Annotated in this window: 19 protein-coding genes; 4 read left to right on the plus strand and 15 right to left on the minus strand. The window is 62.2% G+C overall.

Annotated features, from left to right (window positions below; genetic code table 11):
* The first annotated feature begins 36 nt into the window (after positions 1 to 36).
* Both JJJ17_RS04235 and ispG read left to right on the plus strand, forming a co-directional pair.
* Positions 37 to 1,107, plus strand: a complete 1,071-nt coding sequence (locus JJJ17_RS04235; protein ID WP_200684007.1) for a hypothetical protein — start codon at positions 37 to 39, stop codon at positions 1,105 to 1,107.
* 130 nt (positions 1,108 to 1,237) lie between these two features.
* Entirely contained in the window at positions 1,238 to 2,371 is a 1,134-nt protein-coding gene (ispG, locus tag JJJ17_RS04240) for a flavodoxin-dependent (E)-4-hydroxy-3-methylbut-2-enyl-diphosphate synthase (RefSeq protein ID WP_200684800.1), read from the plus strand.
* 236 nt (positions 2,372 to 2,607) lie between these two features.
* Here ispG and moaA read toward each other — a convergent pair whose 3' ends face one another.
* Positions 2,608 to 3,660 carry a GTP 3',8-cyclase MoaA gene (moaA, locus tag JJJ17_RS04245; RefSeq protein ID WP_407673323.1) on the minus strand — a complete coding sequence of 351 codons (1,053 nt, stop codon included), beginning with the start codon at positions 3,658 to 3,660 and terminating at the stop codon, positions 2,608 to 2,610.
* 93 nt (positions 3,661 to 3,753) lie between these two features.
* On the opposite strand from moaA, the gene JJJ17_RS04250 reads away from it, so the two are divergent.
* On the plus strand, positions 3,754 to 4,284 hold the full coding sequence (locus JJJ17_RS04250; protein ID WP_234463861.1) for a hypothetical protein: 531 nt from the start codon (positions 3,754 to 3,756) through the stop codon (positions 4,282 to 4,284).
* A 123-nt stretch (positions 4,285 to 4,407) separates the two neighbouring features.
* Here the strand turns inward: JJJ17_RS04250 and JJJ17_RS04255 are convergent, their stop codons facing one another.
* From JJJ17_RS04255 to JJJ17_RS04280, 6 genes are all read right to left on the minus strand, one after another.
* Positions 4,408 to 4,824, minus strand: a complete 417-nt coding sequence (locus tag JJJ17_RS04255; protein ID WP_325168775.1) for a DUF1284 domain-containing protein — start codon at positions 4,822 to 4,824, stop codon at positions 4,408 to 4,410.
* Positions 4,825 to 4,830: 6 nt separating this feature from the next.
* Entirely contained in the window at positions 4,831 to 5,406 is a 576-nt protein-coding gene (locus JJJ17_RS04260; RefSeq protein ID WP_200684008.1) for a biotin transporter BioY, read from the minus strand.
* A 110-nt stretch (positions 5,407 to 5,516) separates the two neighbouring features.
* The gene (locus tag JJJ17_RS04265; RefSeq protein WP_200684009.1) at positions 5,517 to 6,149 is read right to left on the minus strand and encodes a GntR family transcriptional regulator; all 633 of its coding nucleotides are present in this window, start codon (positions 6,147 to 6,149) and stop codon (positions 5,517 to 5,519) included.
* A 396-nt stretch (positions 6,150 to 6,545) separates the two neighbouring features.
* Positions 6,546 to 7,004, minus strand: coding sequence for a CatB-related O-acetyltransferase (locus JJJ17_RS04270; protein WP_234463862.1), 459 nt, complete (start codon positions 7,002 to 7,004; stop codon positions 6,546 to 6,548).
* 308 nt (positions 7,005 to 7,312) lie between these two features.
* Complete coding sequence (locus JJJ17_RS04275) at positions 7,313 to 11,347, minus strand: hypothetical protein (protein ID WP_200684011.1); 4,035 nt, start codon at positions 11,345 to 11,347, stop codon at positions 7,313 to 7,315.
* A 585-nt stretch (positions 11,348 to 11,932) separates the two neighbouring features.
* The gene (locus JJJ17_RS04280) at positions 11,933 to 13,324 is read right to left on the minus strand and encodes an HTTM domain-containing protein (RefSeq protein WP_200684012.1); all 1,392 of its coding nucleotides are present in this window, start codon (positions 13,322 to 13,324) and stop codon (positions 11,933 to 11,935) included.
* A gap of 97 nt (positions 13,325 to 13,421) precedes the next feature.
* On the opposite strand from JJJ17_RS04280, the gene JJJ17_RS04285 reads away from it, so the two are divergent.
* Positions 13,422 to 13,778, plus strand: coding sequence for a thiol-disulfide oxidoreductase DCC family protein (locus JJJ17_RS04285; RefSeq protein WP_200684013.1), 357 nt, complete (start codon positions 13,422 to 13,424; stop codon positions 13,776 to 13,778).
* A gap of 234 nt (positions 13,779 to 14,012) precedes the next feature.
* Here the strand turns inward: JJJ17_RS04285 and JJJ17_RS04290 are convergent, their stop codons facing one another.
* The 8 genes from JJJ17_RS04290 to JJJ17_RS04325 form a co-directional block, all read right to left on the minus strand.
* Entirely contained in the window at positions 14,013 to 14,408 is a 396-nt protein-coding gene (locus tag JJJ17_RS04290) for a hypothetical protein (protein ID WP_200684014.1), read from the minus strand.
* Positions 14,409 to 14,814: 406 nt separating this feature from the next.
* Positions 14,815 to 15,579, minus strand: coding sequence for an SDR family NAD(P)-dependent oxidoreductase (locus JJJ17_RS04295; RefSeq protein ID WP_200684015.1), 765 nt, complete (start codon positions 15,577 to 15,579; stop codon positions 14,815 to 14,817).
* Positions 15,576 to 16,397 (minus strand): PCC domain-containing protein, encoded by an 822-nt coding sequence (locus JJJ17_RS04300; RefSeq protein WP_200684017.1) that lies wholly within the window; start codon positions 16,395 to 16,397, stop codon positions 15,576 to 15,578. The genes JJJ17_RS04295 and JJJ17_RS04300 overlap by 4 nt, the downstream gene beginning before the upstream one ends.
* Before the next feature lie 8 nt (positions 16,398 to 16,405).
* The gene (locus JJJ17_RS04305) at positions 16,406 to 17,998 is read right to left on the minus strand and encodes an acyl-CoA synthetase (RefSeq protein ID WP_200684019.1); all 1,593 of its coding nucleotides are present in this window, start codon (positions 17,996 to 17,998) and stop codon (positions 16,406 to 16,408) included.
* Positions 17,995 to 19,164 carry an acetyl-CoA acetyltransferase gene (locus JJJ17_RS04310; protein WP_200684021.1) on the minus strand — a complete coding sequence of 390 codons (1,170 nt, stop codon included), beginning with the start codon at positions 19,162 to 19,164 and terminating at the stop codon, positions 17,995 to 17,997. The genes JJJ17_RS04305 and JJJ17_RS04310 overlap by 4 nt, the downstream gene beginning before the upstream one ends.
* On the minus strand, positions 19,161 to 19,952 hold the full coding sequence (locus JJJ17_RS04315) for an IclR family transcriptional regulator (protein ID WP_200684023.1): 792 nt from the start codon (positions 19,950 to 19,952) through the stop codon (positions 19,161 to 19,163). Before JJJ17_RS04315 ends, JJJ17_RS04310 begins: the two co-directional genes overlap by 4 nt.
* A gap of 309 nt (positions 19,953 to 20,261) precedes the next feature.
* Positions 20,262 to 21,278 carry a TRAP transporter substrate-binding protein gene (locus JJJ17_RS04320; protein ID WP_200684025.1) on the minus strand — a complete coding sequence of 339 codons (1,017 nt, stop codon included), beginning with the start codon at positions 21,276 to 21,278 and terminating at the stop codon, positions 20,262 to 20,264.
* A 30-nt stretch (positions 21,279 to 21,308) separates the two neighbouring features.
* A complete protein-coding gene (locus JJJ17_RS04325) occupies positions 21,309 to 23,186 on the minus strand; it encodes a TRAP transporter large permease (protein ID WP_200684027.1) in 1,878 nt (625 codons plus the stop codon).
* Between the last annotated feature and the right edge of the window lie 109 nt (positions 23,187 to 23,295).

Consider the following 23,295-nt stretch of genomic DNA (forward strand, 5'->3'; position numbering starts at 1 on the left):
GGTGCTGGATCGTGGCAGGTTGGGGCCGACATTTCCATGATCGATTACAGGCCCATGATGCTGAAAACGCTTTCCACCTCTGTCTCTGCTCTCCTGCTAAGCCTTGCCACTCCCGTCCTTGCCGATAGCGATCCGCTGACCGAGGCCGATTGCCGTGCCCCTGTCGAACTGATGCAAAGCAGCTTTGCGGGGAGCGATGAAGGGGTCTCGGTGACCTTCGAGGCGCTGGAGGACGGTGTCTGCATTTATCGCGATCTGGTCATGAAGACCGGGCAGCCCTATGGGAGCAGTGTCGTTGCATCGCGGATCAGGATCGAGGGCGACGGGCTTCGCTGGGCCGCGGCCTATCTGAAGGCGCTGGCGTTACCCGATCCTGAGGCGCGGAACCATGCTTTGACCGGGATCACGCTTATGCCCGAGCGGCTGAAGCTGCAGGTCACAGGGATGCGACAGGTTTTGTATACAGACGACTCGTATTTCGATTATGCGCTTGAGGCGCAATCACGGATGAGCATGGCGACCTTGGTGCTGGATATTGGCTGGGATCAGGCGGCCAAAGAGTTGCAGCTCCACCAAGCCGGAATCGAGATGCCGCATGGGAATATGGTGCGGGTCTCGGGCGTTGTTAAGGATGTCGATCTATCCTCGCTGGCGACGATGCAGATGTCGCTTAGCGGTTTTGCGGTGACGGAACTGGATGCCGAGATCCGCTCTTACGGATTGTTTCAGGCGTATGCGCTGCCGATGCTGGCGATGGCGGTGATCGTTCGGGAAGAGGAACAGGCGCCGGAATTGCAGATGGAGATGGCGTTGAAGCAGGCGTTGGCCGCGGTGGATCAACTGCCTGCCGAGTCGGTTCCCGATGAAAGCAAGCTGGCGCTGCGCAATCTGATTTCGGATCTGCCCGATCTGTGGGGCGTGCTGAAGCTGAATTTCCGCGCCGATCCGGGCTTTGGGCCGGTACGGCTTGGGCGGTTTGCGCTGATGGGTCCGCCCGAGGGGATCGAAGATGTGTTGCCGCTGTTCCAGGGCGTGCGGCTGGACGTCGATTGGCAGCAGGAGACCGCCCCTTGGAAGGTCGAGGGATGCGTGACGCTGCAGTGCTGATTGGCGCGGATGCGGGTTGAGGACGGGTCTGGCGCGGATGCGCCGATCACAGCCCCGTTCCCGCATCGGCGATGCGGTTGCCGATTTCGCGCGGATGGCTTATTTCGTGGGGGAACTCTCGGAGGCAAAGATGTCGCTGAACCCGATCCGTCCGTGGCGCAATATCGAGCGGCGGAAATCACGTCAGATCATGGTCGGTCGCGTGCCCGTTGGGGGCGACGCGCCGATTTCGGTCCAGACCATGACCAATTCGAACGGTCATGATGTCAAGGCAACGCTGGATCAGGTGATCCGGGCGGCGGAAGCGGGTGCCGATATCGTGCGGATCAGCGCCCCTGATCAGGAGACGACACGGGCGCTGAAGGAAATCTGCCGCGAAAGCCCGGTGCCGATCGTGGCCGACATCCATTTCCACTACAAGCGCGCCATCGAGGCGGCCGAGGCAGGCGCGGCCTGTCTGCGGATCAATCCCGGCAATATCGGCAGCGCCGACCGGGTGAAGGAAGTGATCAAGGCTGCACGCGATTATGGCTGCTCGATCCGGATCGGGGTGAATGCTGGCTCGCTGGAGCGGCATCTGCTGGAGAAATACGGCGAGCCTTGCCCGGATGCGATGGTGGAAAGCGGGCTGGATCACATCAAGATCCTTGAGGATAACGATTTCCACGAATTCAAGATCAGCGTGAAGGCATCGGATGTGTTTCTGGCGGCGGCGGCCTATCAGAAGCTGGCCGAGGCGACGGATGCGCCGATCCATCTGGGCATCACCGAGGCAGGCGGCTTCGTCGGCGGCACGGTGAAGTCGGCGGTCGGGCTGGGCAATCTGTTGTGGATGGGGATCGGCGATACGATCCGGGTCAGCCTCTCTGCCGATCCGGTGGAAGAGGTGAAGGTCGGCTATGAGATCCTGAAATCTCTGGGGCTGCGGACGCGCGGCGTTCAGATCATCTCGTGCCCGTCCTGCGCGCGGCAGGGTTTCGACGTGATCAAGACGGTCGAGAAGCTGGAAAAGCGGCTGGAGCATATCAAGACGCCGATGAGCCTGTCGATCATCGGTTGCGTGGTGAACGGACCGGGCGAGGCGCTGATGACCGATATCGGCTTCACCGGCGGCGGCGCGGGCAGCGGCATGGTCTATATGGCGGGCAAGCAAAGCCACAAGATGACCAACGATCAGATGGTCGATCATATCGTCGGGCTGGTAGAGGAACGCGCCGAGAAGATCGAGGCGGAAGAGGCTGCGTCGCAGACGGCGGCGGAGTAGTTTGTGAGGCTTCGGTGCGTGCGAAGCACGCACCCTACGGTCGTTTGTTCGAAGTGCCCGCCCGGAATCAAGTCGCCTTCAGGCGACGCCGGGCATTGCCCGACCGCCCGAACGGGCGGGCAATTCGGTGAGGTTTCGCATTACAGATAGCGAAGGCGGGGTGGCACGATAAAGTGTCCGGAATGAGCGTCGCATTGCCCACCCGCGGTCGGGCAATGCCCTCTGCTCTGATATGGTCAGCCGCCGGTATGGCTCATATGCCGGGTCATCTGCCCGGCGACCGTCTGGCGCGAATAGTCGAAATCGTGGCCCTTGGGTTTCAGCGTGATCGCGTGGCGGATGGCCGCGACCAGCGCCGCATCGTCATCCGAGGCGCGAAGCGGCGCGCGCAGGTCGGCGCGATCCTCTTGCCCAAGGCACATGTAAAGCTCGCCGGTGCAGGTCACGCGCACGCGGTTGCAGCTTTCGCAGAAATTATGCGTCAGCGGCGTGATGAAGCCGATCTTCTGGCCGGTCTCGTGCAGGCGGACGTAACGCGCCGGGCCTCCGGTCCGTTCGGCAAGGTCGATCAGGGTAAAACGTTCGGCCAGTTGGCGGCGCAGGTCGCTGAGTGGCCAATATTGGTCCAGACGATCCTCGTTCCCCAGATCGCCCATCGGCATGACCTCGATGAAGGTCAGATCGTGCCCCTCGTCCCCGCACCAACGGACCAGATCGAACAACTCGCTGTCGTTCACGCCCTTCAACGCGACGGCGTTGATCTTGACCCGCAGGCCCGCGCGCTGTGCCGCGGCCACCCCTTCCAGCACCTGCGGCAGGCGGCCCCAACGGGTGATGGCGGCGAATTTGTCGGCATCCAGCGTGTCCAGCGACACGTTGATCCGCCGGACGCCGCAATCGACCAGTTCGGTCGCGAAACGGGCAAGCTGGCTGCCATTGGTGGTCACGGTCAACTCATCCAGACCCGAGCCGAGGTGTCGCGACATCTGCCGGAAGAAGCCCATGATATTGCGCCGGACCAAGGGCTCGCCGCCGGTGATGCGCAGCTTTCTGACGCCAAGGCCGACGAAGGCGGAACAGAGGCGGTCAAGCTCTTCCAGCGTCAGCAGTTCGGCCTTGGGCAGAAACTGCATATGTTCGGCCATGCAATAGACGCAGCGAAAATCGCAACGATCCGTGACCGATACCCGAAGATAGGTGATCGGCCTTGCGAAAGGATCGATAAGCGGAGCGGCGGCTGCGTCATTCATCCCGTTAATGTAAGCCTCGGCGGGCAGGGGCACAAGCATCCGCCGATTGCGCGCTGTTCACGCGACTGCCAATGGACCTTGCCGCAAAGGACGGTTTAGTCTGCCCCGGAATGCGGAAATCAGGGGAAAGACATGCGCAACAATCTGACCTTCGTCGGGGCTGGTCTGGGGCTTGTCGTCATGATGGCGCTTCTGCCCGCCTGCACGCCCGGCAGCATGACCAGCCAGCGCCCTGCCGCTGCGGACGCGGAACCCGAGGCGCCGACGACCAGCCTCAATGCTGAACAGGTGGCGGCGGTGACGGCGATCACCCGCGCACCCGCGCCTCGGGCGGCAGCGCGGGCCACGGCGGCGCAGCTTGATACAACGACTGCCGAGCAACGTGCGGCGGCGGCCCGGCCCAGCGAGGCGTCCGAGACGAAGCTGGGCACGACCATTGCTTCGCTTGGCAATCCAAGCGAGGGGGGCTTCTGGATCAAGACCCCGCTGGTGAAAGAGCGTGGCATCGGGCGGATCGTGAACCCGGCGAACGGCAAATCGGCGAAGGTGGATCTGATCCCGCTGGAGGGCAGCGGAACGGGGTCGCAGGTATCGCTGCCGGCGTTGCAATTGCTGGGGGCGTCGCTGACCTCACTGCCGACGATCGAGGTGTATCGGTCGTAGGGTTTGGGTGAGCATGAAGCGCCCGCCCGAGGCATGCTCCCCGGCATCTGAACGAGGCTAAGTTCTGCAACAAAGTCGGCTGTGCCCTCTTGGCTGGGCACAGCCCCATGTTTTCGTGATCAATCACACAGGCAAGATCGTCCCTGCATAGCGAGCCCCGGCAATATCGCTGCACAGCTCCGCCCAATCGCAGCCGGAACAAGCGGCACGGATCTGCGAATTGACGAAGCCCGCTCGCATCCGGGCGATACTCGCTGCCTCAAGCGGAAACCTGTCGCCGGGCCGGATCGCCCGGCCCAGCAGCGCGCCGACGTCTTGTGCCGCCTGATCGTCGCGTTGGCAGACGCTTGCATTGCGGCAATGCGCCTGCGGGTCGGTCAGCATCGGGGCGCAGATATCGTCGGGACCGCTGACGATCTCGACCTCGGCGCCCCGGTGGATACGCCTTGCGATCACCGCGAACCGCGCCACAAAGAACGGATTGTAGCCTTTGCCCGTGAAGGTCAGCAGGCACAGCAGATGGTGGGCGCGCAGGCGTATCGTCGTTCAGACTTGCCGGGCCCGGCGCCGTCCGACCAGCCGCAGCGTCATGGCCGCCAGCCCCGATTTCAGGACCGCGCCGACGATGAACGGCAACACGCCCTGAACGATCGCCGCTTTTGCGCCGACCAGCGTTGCCAGCCATGCCGCGCCGATGATCAGGCACAGCACATTCCCCGCTAGCATGGCAGCGAAAGCCAGCACCAGTCTGCTGCCGTTCCAGCCACGCTCGACCAGCCAGCCCGACAAGGCCGCCGCCAGCGGGAAGGCCACCAGGTAGCCGCCCGACGGTCCGATGAAAGTCTCCAGCCCGGAGCGGCCCATCGAGAAGACCGGCAGACCCGCCGCGCCTTCGGCCAGCCAGACCAGCAGCGTCACCCCGCCCAGTCGCCAGCCATAAAGCGCACCAATCAGCGTGACCGCATAGGTCTGCATGGTGATCGGCACGGGCACCATAGGCACCGCGATCTGCGAGGAAAGCGTCAGCAGCACAGTCCCCAACAGCACCGCCGCGACCTGCAACGCAAGCGGACGGTTCTGAAGGTCAAGCGGGCCATAGGCCGCGTTCGTGAGTGTCGTCATGATCTCGTCCCTTCTGAATTATAGATTATTTATAGAATCAATCACTAAAAATAGGACATAGATTGCCCGAAGGGGCAAGAGAGGTTAGAAATCGGCGATTTTGTGAGGGATCAGCCCGCTTTGCGGGGGTTCTTGCCGGTCCATTGGACATGGCGGGCAAGCACGGCGGCTGCGGTCTCGGTCTGGCCCGAGCGCAGCGCGGCAAGGATGGCGCGGTGGTCGCGGTCGGTTGGCGCTTCCCATTCCGCCCGCCAGCCCGAGAACAGGAACCGCGCGCTGGCGACCTGTAGATCGTCGATGGCCTTCAGCAGGCGCGGCATGCCGCAGGGGGTCAGGATCAGGCGGTGGAAATGCCGGTTGGCTTCGTCCCAGCTTTGCACATCCTTGGCGCGGTCCCCGGCCCGGGTCGCCTCTTCCGCCTGATCGAGGATCGCGCGGGTCAGATGCGGCGCCGCCTTGCGCAAAGCAAGGGTTTCAAGAACGGCGCGCATTTCGCAGACCTCTTGCAACTCGGCCAGCGAGAAACTGGCGACGCGGACGCCCCGGCGTGGTTCGCTGACGGCGAGGCCTTGCGATTCAAGCTGCCGGAAGGCCTCGCGGACGGGGACATGGCTGGCGCCGAATTCGGCGGCGATATGGTCCTGCCGCAGTCGCGCGCCCGGCGCCAGCGTGCCCGACACGATGCGCTGCGCGAGTTCGCGGCTGATCCGCAGGGCAAGGGGTTCGGCGGGGGCGTTCTGCATGAGATCATAGATAATTGTTTGAGCAGACCGCGTCCAGAGGCCGTAATTCTGCGATGAAGTCTGGCTTCATTGCGGCGCGATGAAATTAGATTTTCAGTTTCGGCATCGACTGGACCGGATGACGCTTTCGCCACAGCTTTCGGGTCGATACCCAGTTCGCGCCCGCAACGCCGCGAGCGATTATGACCAGCCCTTGGGCTGATCTCATAATTGCTGCTTTGACGGATTTCGTGGACATCGCGCGCTATGACGAACCTGTCGCGTAGCACCTCTTTCCGTTGCGGCGAGAGGATCGCAGCGTCAAAAGAACGGACCGAACAGCCAGGGTGGACCCTCCGCGATCTGCTCGAGGGTAAAAACGAGACCTAAAACCTCACCTGGCAAAAATCCGGCGTGTCACGGTCGAGTGACCTGCTTCTGATAAACGGCGCGCTCAATCCCCTCGGCGCGAAGCGCATTTATTTGGTCCAAAGTGCTTTCGATATCGTTGATCGGCATCCCGACAAAGGCTTCGAGAGGAAGGTCCCACCATTCCGAAGCAAGCAGCTTCGCAACGGTTTCCTCATCAAACCGCATGCGCAGTAGTTTCGCGGGAACACCGCCGACGATGGCGTAGGGCGGAACATCTTTCGTGACGATCGCGCCCGCTCCGATCACGGCTCCGGTGCCGACTTTGACGCCCCGCGTGATGACCGCGTTCGCGCCGATCCAGACATCGTGTCCGATGATCGGTGGGGTATGTCGCGCCGCGCTGAAATCTCGGGCGACTCCGATCTTGTCGGGTATCCGAAAGCCGTTCGACGCACCGTAGAAGATCGGATGTGACGACAGCGTATCAACCGGATGTTCCCCCAAGCCAACCTTGACCGAACTGGCAAAGGAGCAGAAGCGCCCAATCCGGCAGCTTCCGATGACGCAGTCATCCCCGAAATACGAGAATGCTCCGACGAAGACCTTTCCCACGAAAGCAGATGTTAGTGGAGAAACGACCTGCCCTTCGATCTCTACCGAAGCGCCTCTTGCCAACGTAGCTTTGTTTGCCAATGTTCCTGACCTTCCTTGAGTCGCAGAAAACCAGTGGTTTGCCGCGCCTTCTTCATGTCGATGTCATCAGATGTGACATCGACATGGAGAGGATGTTTCCGGATTAATCTCGCCTCAGGTCATAGCCCCTTCAGCCACTTTGCAACCCGTCGAACACCGGCAGTCTGTTGCACGGGTTCGGCCGGTTTGGTCGCGACTTTCGCGGCGGGCATCTTCGGAGGAGCCTCTCCAGCTACCGCCTTGGCCTTGGCAGGCTGTGGTTTCGCAGCAGGCTGGCTTTTTGCGGCCGCCGGAGCAGATGCAGCAACGGGCGCCGGAGTAGGCTGCGGCTGCGGCTGCGGCTGTGGTGGAGTGGGCGCCGCTTTTGGCGCGGCTGCCTTTTTCTTGACAGCAGGCTCATTCACAATGCGTGCGTTCGATTCCGTCGCGGCAAAATCAAGGGAAATGAAACGCCAGTAATAGCGCTGCGAGTCCTTGTCGGGATGTCGCGACAGCCGGAAGGACGGCTGATAGATAACCACCGGGAAAGCGGGGCGTGCGTCGAAGCAGAGCGAATGGATACGACTGTCCAGCCTGTCGATCTTGTAGTCGAGTTTGACGCCGTTCTGCATCACCTCGAACTTGCTCACGTCAACATGGCCTTCATAAATGAAGGTCAACGTCATCGGACGCACTTCGAGCACATCGGAACTCGCCTGAAACGCCGAAACGTCCTCGTGAATCCAGCAATGATTATATGAAACGCCGTTGATGAGCGCCAGTTTGCGTTGGCGTGCCCCAAACAGGACACGACCGACGAAGTCATCGTTGACATCAAAAGCCGCGTCATAATCGTGCGAGCAGAAGGCTCCCTCTGCGATCAACTGCCTCCGCTGCATGAGCGGCGACAGAGGATGGGCCAGCGCTGCGCCGCCCTCTTTCCAAAGAGCGTTGCCGGAGGCGCGGCCTTTGGGGATGAACAGCCGAGGTTTGTGACCTGCGAAATCGTTGTCGAATTCCAGATCGACAAGAAGCGTCGCCTCTTCCACCGTCGGGGTTGCCAGAATGTGACCCAACAATTCCAGCAGCTTGTTCGTTTCGAAGCGGGGTTCTTTGATCGCCCCGCGGAACGTTCCATACCAGTCCTCGGCAAAGCGGACGACGCCGCGATGGACCCGAGAGATGGTCGTCACATGAGCTTCGGACGGCGCTGCCTGAAGAATGACGTCTGTCGTGGGGCTGATGGTGTTGTTCACGACAGCCACACTACCGACCGGTTCATTCAACAGGGTCTCAATGATGAGGTTGAACCTGCGGAACGTGTCGTGCCGGGTTGGTGCCATGCGCTCGTCAAGGAAAGCGCGGCCGTTTTCAACCGGATCGTCGCCAACCTCGTCGGGATAGGTGACCATGAATAGCGGCAGGACCGGCGCGGTAAAGAAGGTGCTGACGATCTTGGTGATCGTGCCCATGTAGCCGATATCCACCAAAGCGGAGGGCTGGGTCGTGTCGATACCAAGTTTTTCAAGGTGAGCGGCATAGGCCGAACGCCGGCTGAGAATATCGGCCGAAACAGTCTCCCAGTTTTGCGAGACGTGCAGATATACAAGCCGGTAAATCGCGGCGAGCGATACCTGACGAATCTGCTGTTCCTTGTCCCGGATGCCAGCCTCTCGCCAGACGCTTTCGTCGATCTGTTCCGCCTGAAGCATGAACCGGCGCCACAGCAGTTCGCCGACCGTTGCGGAGCCCGCGAATCCGGTGATGTTGACCTTGAACACGTCAAGCGGATGCAGCAGATCAAGCGCCTTGGTCGCCATGCGCGAAGCCGGGACGTAGAAGCAGGAAATCCCGTCCAACAGGCCCTGCCGCTCCATCACCTTGAGCACCTTATAGGGCAGGATACAGTCGCGTGCGAAAAGCAGGATCTGCTTTGCCCCGGCCTGTTGGGCCTGTTCCTTGATCCAGCGCGCAAACGCTGTGATCAGCGGTCCCAGGACCAGGTGTCCAAGCTCTTGCCGACTTTGGATCAGCGACGGAACCCGGTTGTTCAGTTTCGGTGTCAGATCGGCGCTGACGAACCTGTTCGCGAACAGATTAAGCGCCGTGCGGAAGGCGAGAGAGCTTGCGAACGAACCAAAATCCACGCCTCGCGCGGTCAACAGGTTCTGCAACTGGACCTTGGGCAGTTCAATCAGAACCGGCTGCCAGCCCTGCTTTTTCGCGCCCTCGATATCGCCATGAAGATTGTCGCCGAAATGAACGATCCGCTTTCCCTTGATGTCCATCAGCTTTTCGACATGCGGGAACAGGTTGCCCGAATGCTTCTTGTGACCATGCTCGGACGACACAAAGAGCGTGTAGCCTTCATATCCAGCCGCTCTCAGCCGCTGGTCAACAAAGTTGGTGCTGTGGCAGAAATCCGAAACAATAATGATCGGCTTTTTCAGCTTTTTCGCATGTTTGAACAAGAAACTGCCAAGCACAGTCGGTTCAAGCAATGCCGACTCGACGTCCTGTTCGAGGTTCATCAGGTTCTGCGCCATCAGGTCGGTATCGACGCTTTCATCCAGCGTCAGAATATTGGCCAGCCGCGCAAAGATTTCTTCGGTGGTGATCTCTTCGGTGACCGACAGATCATCTTGCCAGATTTCGTCGCGTTCCAGACGCACAGCGCGTTCGGTGGACTGCCGCAGAGAGCTGTAGATCGCCGGCGTCAGGTGACGATCATTCTGCCCGCCGATATTCACGAACCGCTCTTGCGGCGTCAGTAAGAACACATCCGAGGGGTGGAACACGCGGCGCTGCAAGAGGGTGTCGAAAACGTCGAACGAGACGACATCGGCGGTTTCAATCGCCGACAGCATGCTTCTGACTTTCGCGTTCGCGACACGCTCCGTTGGGTCCTCGGTGCGAGAAAGCATCTCTTGGGCGCGTTCGAAATTGGCTTCGGCAAAGTAGATCCGGCTGTCCGGTTGCAGGGGCCAATTGCGATAGGCTTCAAGCAAGCCTTCCTTTTTATAGGCTCTGAAATGCTCCACCAGCTCAACGAAATATTTCGGTGTGCTGACGATATTGGTCCATGGCAAAGAATACCGCGACATGACCAACGCGGCGCTGTCCTGGGCGCCCAGAAGATCGATTGACCGCTCCACATAAGGCAGATGCGACGTGGAGGGCGACGACACCTTGCGACCGAAGAAATGCGCCTGCAGCGCAACGGTGCTGGAAATCGAGATCGTTTCGTCGGCCCAGGGGGCGATGAACTGGGAAATATTGTCGAGGCTGTTCAGCGTCGGCGAATAAAGCAGGTTCGGATAAGCAGTTTTCAGAAACTCGACGTTGTCCTTGTTCAAGACATTGTCGGCAAAGAAATTGCTGATGTATTGCGTAACGATGACCCCTGTCGTCGGGGGCGTCTTTCTCATGACGGCATGCAGCAGGTCGTATTGCGACGTGAATGAGCAGTTATCGCGATACCCGAAATAAGAGCCGACCTGCAGCGGCAGCAGCGCATACTGCTTGAATTTCTTTGTCGAACCAACAAGATCCAAGACCTTGCGGCGTGCCTCGATCCTGTCGAAGAATCCGGCAAACTCGTTCGAGACCGTGCGCCAGGTATCCACCTCGTCAAGGGTCGGCCGGATCTCACCGCCCAAAAGCACTTTGAGCGCGGAATCCTTGTAGATCCCCGCTGGATCGAAGGCGACCATCTTGCCGTATGGCGGCCGCATGAACGTGCCGGGCATCAGGTCGATCACGACCGCGTCCGGGAAGATCGCGCGCAAGGTGGTGGTGGGGAACTCCCAGCAAACGATTGTGTCCGGGACGAAACCGTCCAGCGCATCAAGATAAGCCTGCCTCAACCGCGCCTCATCGGCCTCGCTCAGCGTGCCGTTGTAAACGTCCGACACGGCACTTTCACCGAAGACGCGGTCTTCGAAGACGCTCATGGTCGGGAAAGAGACGAATTCATCGAAGCCGCGCTTCAGGAACTCCGGATCTCGTGCCATGATATTGCGGACATTGTCGCCTGCCATGAAGCGGCAAACAGCCTTTTTGACATCTGCCATGATCCGGTCGCGGAGGGGGAACAGGTAGGTCTTATAGGTTCCGAGCCGAAAATCTGGTCGCCCCATGTCAACGCCGGGGTTGGTCAGAAAGAGGAAGTTCATGCGAATGTCCCTTTGGATTTATCCCGCCGCGCAATGATCGGGAAAGCGCCGGCGAGGGATTCGGTTGCACGCTTACCGTGTGTTTTTTCCATTTTCAACACGCTGAACCGACAACTGAGCATGGACTTTGATGCCGTGTCGCAACGGCTTAAACGGACCGTATTGGTGAAACTGAAGACCGGGTCAAAAGAGCCTGATCCAACAGCATTGAACGAGTGGGAGGTAGCCCGATGGTAACTGTCAGGCGTCAAATTCTGCTGTTCGTGGACGACTATCTCCATGCTCCGCAACGGTCAATTCCTCATCTGGCACCTTCGGCGCAGGTCCGCCGGCCTCAACGACATGTGATATCTGCTCTGCCCGCGGCGACCGAAGATTGGCCGGGACGGCGCTTCACATCCTATTTCCCCTGCATATGCTGTAGTTGTGACTAAAGGATATCATTCGCCTGTTCATTGAGGCGTGCTCTTTGCGACTGCCTGTGACGAGGAAGCGGAACGCCTAAAAACTAAGCGTAGATTTGCCCATCGCACAAAATTGTTGCGACTGAACTTATGGGTCTGGTTTTCCGACTGTCCGCCTGCCTCAATCCGCTGCGATCTGAACCCGATTGTCGCTGACGCCCCAATGAGCTCGCGTCATCGGCAAGACCCAGTCATCTGCGGTGAAGCGGTTCACGCGAACCTGTGTCAGATCGGTGTTCGGGTCGATGAATGACTGGCACGGGCGGCCATTAAGCGATTTGCAGATTTCGGCTCTGACGGCCACGTCCCGGCCACGGGTCCGCCAAAGTACGCCCAGATGATTGGCGAACTGATGAACCATGTCGGCGCGGACCAGCATCTTGTCGGCTTGGCGGGTGGTCAGCATCTCGTAGGGATCGACGATCCATTCCTCGCCGCTGTCCCGGTCCGTGACGATAAAAACGCCCTCGGCCTGCCGGTCGTAAATCCGCATCCGCCAAGAGAAGCGGTGCCCGTCACCGCTCCAGCGGGTTTCGCTGTCGAAGATCACACCGCGCACAGGCAGGACGATCTGCACCGCAATCCATAACGCCAGTACGCCAAGCACCAGTCGTGGCAGGTGGCGAGGGGGCAGTGGCGTAAGGGGCGTAAGGGTCGGGGCGCTGGTCCCGGCGATGCGGGCGGCAAAGCGGTTTGGCCAGTCGGGGGCGAAGAAGATTGTCGAGGCGGCGATGGTCAGCCACGGAAAGATGCCAATGTTGAAGAAATAAGCGTTGGCGCTGTGGAAGAAGCAGTAGATCAGGAAGACGGGCAGCCGGGTTCGCGCGATCATCAGCAGCGGTGCGCCCAGCACATGCAGCGCGATCACAGCCCAGCAGGCGGCGATGATCAGCCAGTCCTGCTGGAAGACTGGCTCCAGCCATGTGTCCTCCATGCGGTCGCGGAGCCAGAGGCCAAGGGGTTCACCGCGCAGCCAGTCGGGGGTGATTTTCACGAGACCCGCATAAAGCAGCACGATCTCGGTCTGAACCCGAAGGGCGAAGACGGCGGCATAGGGGACCGTGGCGGGCCGGGGTTTCCGGCGGGCGTCGAGGGACCAGACCTGAGCGGCAGGAAGCGCGCAGAGCAGGGCAGCGTAAAGCAGGACCAGATAGAAATGGTTCAGATACTCCGCCGCGTCGATCAGGAAAAAATAGGTGAAAAGCAGGGTCAGCGTCAGGATCGCGACGCGATAGAACAGGCCCAGCATCACGAAAAGCGCGGCAAGACCCATGGTGAGCCATGCGAGATGGATCCACGGCTCGGGCAGAGCAGCGACCCAGCCAAAGCCGGGATAAGAGAAGTGGAAATCCGGTTGGACCCAGTAGCGCCAGATGCGGTCGTAGTGGATGAACCGCCAGCAATCCCACACCAGAAGCGCGCCGAAGAGGATGCGGAAAACCGCCAGCGAATATGCCGCGACGGGGCGCGACAGGCGGTCTTCGAGGCGGGACAAAGTGGTCATGGTGGCCATCACGCAAATCCTTGCATATCCGGGTTTGTGATGGAATTACGCTGGACCGGCTGCGTTATTCCCCGGATGATCGAATAAATCCCGGAAAGGGTGCGTGATGGCGATGGAGATCTATTACGACGGCGAATGTCCGTTCTGCAGCCATTATGTCGGGCTGCTGCGGCTGCGGGAAAATGTCGGGCCGGTCGAGTTGATCGACGCGCGCTCGGGCGATCCGAGGGTTGCCGAGCTGCGGGCTCAGGGGCTGGATTTCGACGAGGGGATGGCGGTACGCCATGGCGACAGGCTCTATCACGGGGCCGAGGCGGTGCGGATTCTGTCGGTTCTGTCACAGAAGGGCGGGGTGATGCTGGCGCTGATGCGCTCGCCCCGGCGGGCGGCGCTGTTTTATCCGCTCATGCGCGCGATGCGCAATCTGACGCTGAGGGTGATGGGGCGCAGGCCGATCGGCTGAATGCCCCGGCGGGCGATGCGCAACATGGCGGGTGTTGCTATCGGTACTTATGCAACGAAGAAACCGCAGGGATGCGCCCGGTTGGCAAATGCCGGGGATTGGGTCGCACAGCGCATACGCCGCTTGCGTAGGGTGGGCGCTGGGCGGGACCGCTTATGGAGAAAGGAGCGCGCCCGGTCCGGGTGGGGAAGGGGCGCGATCCGGTGCTGTGTTTTGTGGTCCGGTCAGGCTGGATCAGTCGTCGTCGTCATTGTCGTTGCGGCCACCGCCGCCACCGCGACCACCCCTGCCGCGACCGTTATCGTCGTCGTCGTCACGTCCTCCGGCACGGCGACCACCGCCGCGACGTCCGTCATCGTCATCATCGTCGCGCGAGAAGTTGGTGCCGCGACGACCGCCGCGACGGCCATCATCATCGTCGTCGTTGCGAGAGAAACTGGTGCCGCGACGGCGACCGTCATCATCGTCGTCATTCCGGTGGGCGCGGTGCCCGGCCCAGCCTTGGCGGTCGAAATTGCCGGTCAGAACGCTGCGGAAGAGCCGGTCGAACGGATCGTCGGCAGAGGCCATGGCGGGAAGGGCAAGCGCGCCGATCAGCGTGGCGAGCGGTAACACACGAAATTGTTTCATGTTCGTCTCCTTGTGACGGGCGACCCTTCTTGGGCGCCTCACAGGGTTTACGGACTGGAAGGGAGATTATTCCCAAGCGCTCGTGAGAGCGGATGACGAACCTTGAAGGCGAAACCACCAGCTATCGCCCCTCAAGGGCCAAGTTGCTGACCTCGCCCGACCGAATGGTGATAATGAAGGGCCGCCTCGTATCGGTCCTAGGGCTGGCCCGGATGATCGGAGGCTTCGGCCGTGGTGCCGAGCCGCGAACCGGCCTCATGCGGCGGCCTAGTTTGGGGTTGGCCTTCCGTCGCCGCAAGGACGGAAGACGCTTTGCCACCACGCGACGCGAAAGGTTTACTGTCAGTTTCGCCTCGACCACCATTACCGCCCCAGCAATCATATGGCGGGCGGTTGAGGCTCGGACCTAAGCCTCTTCGTTCACCCGCCGCAGCGCGGGCAATCCAACGCCGGTTGCATCGAAACCGCCATCGACGGCCAGTGTCTGTCCGCTTACAAAGCTGGCCTTGTCCGAGCAGAGGAACACGATCGCCTCGGCAATCTCGCGCGCTTCGCCATAGCGGTTCAGCGGGATCGCATCGTAATAGGCGGCGATGATTTCGGGGGCATGGACGGCCATCGCCAGTTTGGTCCTGACCGGGCCGGGGGCCACGCAATTCACCCGGATGCCCAATTCCCCCAACTCTGCCGCGAATTGCTTGGTCAGGTGGATCACCGCTGCCTTTGAGGTGCCATAGGCCACCCGCAGCGTCGAGGCCCGCAGCCCCGAGATCGAGGCGATATTGACGATGCTGCCGCGCGTCTTCGCCAGTTCCGGCACCGCCGCCTGCGTGCAAAGAAACACCCCGTCCAGATTGGTGCCCATCACCTCGCGCCAGGCCTCGAAACTGGTCTGGCTTGCGGGTGAAAACAGCGCCACCCCGGCATTGTTGACCAGCGCATCGACATGGCCGAACTGCTCGACCACCTTGCGGATCACGCCATCGACGCTTTGCGGATCCGAAATATCCGCCTCGATCGGCAGGACGCCCTGAATGCGGTCCAGCGCGCGGTGCAGTTCCTCGGCATCGCGATCCACGACGGCCACGCGCCAACCCTGTTCCAGAAAAATCTCGGTCGCGGCCAGCCCGATGCCACGGGCGCCTCCGGTGACGATGGCAACCTTGCTCATGTCTTGTCCTCTGTCGGTTCGATGATGAGTTCCAGCGTCACACCCACAGGGTTTGCCCCCCGCGTAAGTGTGCCGCGATGGATGAGGCCGTCGATATCGACGACCTCGATGGGAATGGTGGCCGTGCCGTCGGCAAGGGTGGCGCCGTCGAAGCGCAATTCGGTCGCGTGGCAATGGACGCGCTGGCCGTTGGCGAAGTGGATATGGTCGATGCTGCCGACCGCGTGCAGGCGGGCATTGCCGATGCCGTGGCGGGCGGCCAGTGTCTCGATGGCGGTCACGACGTCCTCACCCGGCAACAGCCGCGCGAAGAGGGCAGGGCCGTCGTCACCGCCCTCGGGGGTGAATAGCGTGAAGGCGGTCTCAGTATCCGGCAGCGCCTCGAACCATGTCGAGGCGGCACCCAGTCCGGTGACGCGGATATCCGTGGCAATGATCGAGTCGAACGGCAGCAGATGGCCCATCTGCGGGGTGCCGCCATCCGACCAGATGCCGTGGCAATGCAGGAACGGCGCGCCGTCCTTCAGCCCGACCGAGGCGGTTGCGCTGTGGATCGTCCAGCGCCCGGCGGGGGCATGCGTGTCGGAATACCATGCTGCATGCAGGCCGTCGGTTGAAGGCGCGGGCAGGACGTAGCGGATCGGGTCGCAGGTCACGCCGTTCAGCCAGACCACGCCGCCCTTGCAACCATGTGTCGCGAAAAGATCGCCGACCGCTTGCATCACCGTCTGCCCGGCAGGCAGCACGCCCGCGACCGGGCGCAATGTGGCGCGGCGCGATTGCACGCGATCAGCCGTACGGGGGCCGGGATGGATCATCCTTTGCCTCACGCCGGAGCCTGTTCCAGCAGGCCGCGCGCGTCCAGTTCCTCGCGGATCATCTTCTTGGTGATCTTGCCATAGGCGGATTTCGGCAGGCTGTCCCAGAACAGGAACCGTTTCGGCAGCTTGTAGCGCGACAGTTTCGGGCCGATGAAAGCCATCAGATCTTCCTCGGTCACCGGGGCGCTGGCGACGCAGATCGCCCAGCCGACCTCGCCCCACATCGGGTCGGGAACGCCCAGCACCGCGACTTCGGAGATCGCCGGATGGGTCAGGATCTTCTCTTCGATCTCGCGCGGATAGACGTTCGAGCCGCCCGAGATGAACATGTCGGATTCGCGCCCGGTGATATACAGAAACCCGGCCTCATCCATGTGGCCCAGATCGCCGGTGCGGAACCAGCCGTTGCGGAAGGATTTCGCATTGGCCGCCGGGTTCTGGTAATAGCCTGCGAAAACGGCGGGGCCGATGACACAGATCTCGCCGGTCTGACCGGGCGGAAGCTCTTGGCCTGTTTCGTCCTGCACCTGTATCTCGATGCCGGTGCGGGGATGGCCGCAGGTGCCGATGCGGGTGGTGGGGCCGTCTTCGGTCTGGTGCAGATGGGCGGGCAGGACGGTGATGTTGCCGGTCACTTCGCCCAAGCCGAAATACTGGACCAGAACCTTTCCAAGCGTGTTCAACGCCTTCTGCTGATCCACCCGATACATCGGCGCGCCTGCATAGATCACGTAGCGCAAGGACGAGGTATCGGCATCGGCGGTCGAGGGATGTTCGACCAGCATCTTCAGGATCGTCGGCACGGTGAACATGGTCGAGACCCGCCACTCCCGCACCAGTTCCCAGACCTGCGCCACATCGAAGCGCTCGGACGGCAGCAGCACCGTCTTTACCCCCCGCGCGATCTGGGTCAGTTGATGCACGCCTGCGCCATGCGACAAAGGCGCCACCACCAGCGAGGCATCCGCCCCGGTCAGCCCCGGCATCAGATCGGCAAGATGGTTCGTCACCACGAAGGCCATCTGACCGTGGGTCAGAACCGAAGCCTTGGGCCGCCCGGTCGTGCCCGAGGTGAAGAAAAACCAGCACGGATCGTCGCGATCAACCGCCGCGACTTCGGGGCGCTGGCCCATATGATCTTCGGTGATCGCTTGCAGCGACGGCCCGAAACCAGCCTCGCCGATCGCGATCATGGTCGTGCCGGGAACCGCCGCCGCGTGATCGGGAAAGGCCGCGTTGCACAGCATCAGCCGCGCGCCCGATGCCTTGGTCAGATAGGCGACTTCCTCGGGCGTCTGGCGGAAATTGGCGGGCACCCAGACACCGCCCGCGCGCCAGACGGCAAACATCGCCTGCATCATCTCCAGACAATTCTGCGACTGGCACATCACCCGGGCGCCCTTCGCCAGCCCGAAACGGGTCTGCAAGGCATGGGCCAGCGCATTGGTGCGGGCCTCGAACTCGGCCCATGTCCAGCGCGTCTCGCCCATGACCAACGCAATCCCGTCAGGATCGCGCCGCGCCGATTGCGACAGCAGCGTGGCCAGGTTCATCACGCGGGTCGAGACCGGGCTTTGCCCGCCGGCGGGATCGCTCATTTCACCCGCTCCAGGATCGAGCAATAGCTGGCGACCGCCGCCCCGCCCATGTTGAAGACACCGCCCAGCCGCGCATCTGCCACCTGCATCGCGCCCGCATCCCCGGCAAGCTGCATTGCCACCATCACATGCTGCGAGACGCCGGTCGCGCCAATCGGATGGCCGCGCGATTTCAGCCCGCCCGAGGGGTTGACCGGCAGCGCGCCGTCAAAGCGGGTCACGCCATCGCGGATCGCCCGCCAGCCCTGACCACGCGGGGCAAGGCCCATCGCCTCGTATTCGATCATCTCGGCGGTGGTGAAACAATCATGCGTCTCGACCAGCGACAGGTCCATGATCTGAAGCCCCGCCTGATCCAGTGCTGCCGCCCATGCCCGGTGCGGCCCCTCGAAGGCAATCGGATCGCGGCGGGACAGCGCCAGCAGATCGCCCGCCTGCGCCCGTGCGCGAAAGGCGATGGCGCGCTGCAAATCCGCCGCCACCTCGGCCGAGGCCAGCACGATCGCCGCCGCTCCGTCCGAGACCAGCGAACAATCGGTCCGCCGCAGCGGCCCGGCAACGCGGGGGTTCTTGTCCGAGATGGTGTTGCAGAAGGCCAGATCGAACGGCTTCTGCATATGGGCATAGGGGTTGCGCATGCCGTTTTCGTGGTTCTTGGCCGCGATCATCGCCAGCTCTTCCGAGCGGTCGCCGTGGCGCTGAAAATAGCTTTCGGTGATCCGGCCAAAGACGCCCGCGAAGCCGCCGGGAATATCACCTTCTTCCGGCACATAGCTGGCCGACAGAAGAATATCGCCGACCTGATCGCCGGGTGTCGCGCTCATCTTTTCGGCGCCGATGACCAGCGCCACATGACCGCGCCCCGAGGCGATGAAATCGGCGGCGGCGTAAAGCGCGGCAGAGCCGGTGGCGCAGGCATTCTCGGTCCGCATGAAGGGGACGCCCGCCAGTTCCGGCGTGCCCATCGCGACCAGCGCGCCCTGAAAATCCTGCCGCGAGAAGCCGTTATTATAGACGCCGGTGAAGATGCCATCGACGGCATCCGGGGTAAGGCCCGCATGATCCAGCGCGGGCAGGGCGACCTCGGCCATCAGGGCCATGGTGTCGGGCGCGTCGGACTTGCCGAATTTCGTATGCGCCCAGCCGACGATAAGGGGATCGGTCATGCGGTGCTCCTTCGCGGTTCGGGTTGGGTGTCAAGCGCGGTCAGCCGCGCCTCGATCAAACGGGCTTCGCGGTTCAGCAGGGCGACCAGTTCGGCCTGCCGCTCCGGGCGCATGCGGTTTTCGATGGCGGCGATGGACAGCGCGCCTGCCGGGCGGCCATCGGGCCACAGGATAGCGACGCCAAGCCCCCATGATCCGGCGATGACCCGACCGGGGTTCAGCGCATGACCGCTGTTGCGGGCGGCGGCCAGATCCTCGGCGATGGCCGGGGCAAGATCGCCGATCTGCGCTGCGGCGCGGGTCAGCAGACGGTCGGCTTCGGCGCGGGGCAGGACGGCAAGGATCGCCAGCGCGCCCGCACCGACCCCTGCGGGCTTGCGGTCGCCGCGCATCAGGGCATGGGTGCGGACCGGGAAATCGCCCTCGATCCGCTCTATACAAAGGGTGTGGTCGTCCTGCGGGATGGTCAGCAGGATCGTATCCGCCGTCTCGCGCGCCAGCCGCAGCATGGATTCGCGGGCGTGGTTCAAGAGGCCGTGGCGGTCGGTGGCGAAGGTGGCCAGCAGATAGGCTTCGGGGCCAAGGTGATAGCGGCGGGTCTGGCGGTCCTGTTCGACCATGCGCGCCGAGGACAGCGCCAGCAGCAGGCGGCGCGCGGTCGGGCGGGCAAGGCCAGCCGAGTCGGCCAGTTGCGCAAGCCCAAGCCCCGCGCTGCCGCCGCGTCCGACCAGCGACAGCAGCGCAAGGGCGCGGTTGACCGCTTGCGAGCCGTTAGCGGGGGCAGGCATGATGCACCTCGAAGACAGGGCGCCTGCCCGGAACAAAGGTGCCTGCAAGGCACCGCCGGGCAGTGCCCGTCCGCCCCCCGGACGGGCACTTTGTTGCCGTCTTGCGGGCCAGACCTGGACGGCGGGAAGGCACCATAAAGCACTTTGTCGGAATCGTTGCGGTGCCCGACCGCGGACGGGCACTGCCCTCTGCTTCATGGGGCGAGGTCAAAGGGAAGAGTCTCGACCGGATGCGCATTCCGCACCTTGATTCCGGGCGGACGCCCAACCTTCCGGGCAATTCGGACTGAAGGGCGACCGCCTTTGACATCACGCCAGCGACCTGCCGACCGCAGCTTCCAGAATGGCCCAGGCCTCGTCGCCATAGGTCTTCTTCCATTCGGCATAGAAGCCCTGTTCGCGCAGCTTGTCCTCGAAGGGCTTGGGGTCCACATCGTTGAAGACGAAGCCCTCGCTTTCCAGATCGCTGCGCAGACTGGCGTTCAGCTCCATCACATCTTTGCGCTGGTTCATCGCGCCTTCGTTGAAATGACGGGCGACCACTTCCTGATGGTTCTCGGGCAAAGCCTGCCATGCGCGACGGTTGCCCAGCAGCCAGAAGCCGTCCCACATGTGGTTGGTCATCGACAGATATTTCTGCACCTCCCACATCTTCGCGACCTTCATGATCGCCAGCGGGTTTTCCTGCCCGTCAACGATGCCGGTCTGCAAAGCGGTATAAACCTCGGCGAAGTTGATCGATGCCGGGGCCGCGCCGAAGGCCGTGAACAGCGAGGTCCAAAGCGGGCTGACCGGGACGCGGATCTTGAAGCCCTCGTAATCGGCGGGGGTCACGATGGGCTTTGACGAAGATGTGGTCTGGCGGAAACCGTTGTCCCAGATCTTTTCCATCACCACCAAACCGGCATTCTCGATCTGGCCGCGCTCATAGGCGCCAAGATCGCCGTCCATCGCCGCCCAGACCGTGTCGTAATCCGGGAAGGCAAAGCCCACGCCGTTGATTGAGGCATTGGGCACCAGCGTTGACAGGATGATCGGCGAAAGCTGGAAGAACTCCACCCCGCCCGAGCGCAGCTGGCCCAGCACATCGGTATCCGCGCCAAGCTGGTTCGACGGGAAGATCTGGATATCGACCGCGCCTCCGGTCTCATCAAGGATTGCCTTCACCGCCTCGGCCAGCCGGATATTGCTTGGATGCTCCAGCGGCTGGTTATTGGCGATCTTGTAGTTGAATTCGGCAGCCATCGCGGCGCGTGGCCGGATGAACGGCGCGGCAAGCGCCCCGGCGGCTGCGCCCAGCAGGATCGTGCGGCGTTTGATCGTCATGGGTTTCCTCCTCCCCAGAAGGTTCAGTTGTCAAAGCAAAGCGGTCGAGAACCACGGCACGGCGGCGATCAGCAACAGCCCGATCAGCAGCGCCGCCAGATAGGACCAGATCTTGCGCATCACCTGATCGGCCGGAACATTGGCGATCTTGCAGGCGATGTAGAAGCCGATGCCGATGGGCGGGGCCATCAGCCCGATATTCATCGCGGTAACGATGACCATGGCATAATGGATGTCATGAATGCCAAGGCCGCGCGCGATCGGGAACATGATCGGGGCCAGCAGAACGATGGCAGGCAGCCCCTCCAGCACGCAACCCAGGATCAGGAAGATCAGGATCGAGGCCAGCATGAACACGATCCAGCCGCCCGGCAGGCCGGTGACGATATTCATCAGATCACGAGCAAAGCCCGATTGCGTCAGCGCCCAAGCCATGGCGCTGGCCGCACCAAGGATCAGCAGGATCGCCCCGGACATGGCGGCGGTCTCGACCAGCATCGTGCCCATCCGGCGCACCGGAATCCCGCCATAAAGGACGATGCCGATGAAGAAGGCATAGACGACGGCGATGGTGGACACCTCGGTCGCGGTGGCGACGCCGCCGCCGACAAGGCTGCGGATCATGAAGGGCAGGACCAGCGCGGGCGTGGCGATCAGCATCGCCTTCAGGATGAACTGAGCGCTGGCGACGCGCACGCCCGACATATCCTCGTTCCGCGCCTTCCAGCGCGCAAGAACCGCCAGCACCACCAGCAGCACGAAGGCGATGGCAAAGCCCGATGTGAACAACCCGGCAATCGACACCCCGGCGACCGAGCCCAGCACGATCAGCACGATCGACGGGGGCACCGTATCGGCCATCGCGGCCCCGGTGGCCAGCAAAGCGGTCATCTCGGACGGGGAATGACCCCGGCGGCGCATCTCGGGGAACAGCGCCGGGGCGACGGTGGCCATGTCCGACACTTTCGACCCCGAAATCCCCGAGACGAGGAACATCGAGCCCAAGAGTACATAAGACATCCCCGCCTTCACATGGCCCAGCATCGAGGCAAGGAAGTTGACGATAGCCTTGCCCATGCCGGTCGCATCCAGAATGCAGCCCAGCAGCACAAAGACCGGCACTGACAGCAGGATCAGCGAGGACATCCCCTCATCGATCCGCCCCATCATCACGAAGATCGGCGCATGGCTGGCAAAGGTCAGATAGGCCAGCGTCCCAAGCGCAAAGCAGAACGCAATCGGCACCCCGATACACAGCAGCACGGCGACCAGCAGCCCCAGCCAGATCGGCAGGTTCCAGTTGCCGATGCCCAGCAGCGCGGGCTTGGCGAACCAGCACAAGGCGATTAGCGCGGCGGCCACGATCAGCACACTGCCGATGATACGCCACTCTCGCGTCCTCAGAAGCGAGACCACCGACAGCAGCGTCATCAGCCCGATTCCGATTGGCAGCGCCGAGGCCCGCCACGACATCGGCAATTGCAGCGCCGGCGAGACGACGAAACTTTCCTCATAAGCATATTCGACCGCCACCGGCAGCAACCGCAGCAGCAGCAGGCAGACCAGAACCTGCCCGGCGATTTCGGCCACTTTCGCCACCCTCTCGGGCAGCAGCGGCAGAAAGACGGTCAGCTTCATATGTTCGTGCCGATCCACGGCCAGCGCCGCGCCCAGCATCGCCATCCAGATGAAGCTGATCGAGGCGACCTCATCCCCCCAGATCAGCGGCTTGGCCAGCACGTAGCGGAAGAACACATTCGCCAGAACGACGATGATCATCACCATCAGCAATGTGGCGGCGGCGATCTCGACAGGCCGCATCCAGGGTTCGGCCCGCTTCGGCTCGGCCATGGATTCAATTCCGCCAAGGGCGATTTCGCCTTCGGGGGGCGTGTCGGTAAGCTGCATTCATTCCTCCTCGCGACAGCGGGGCTCCTCTTCCCCGATCTGCATCCACCATATGGACGCAGATTTTGTCGCTTCCTGCTGCATGACGTGCAAATTCATCAGCTATTGC

This window comes from Paracoccus caeni (assembly GCF_016629665.1).
Lineage (GTDB): Bacteria > Pseudomonadota > Alphaproteobacteria > Rhodobacterales > Rhodobacteraceae > Paracoccus > Paracoccus caeni.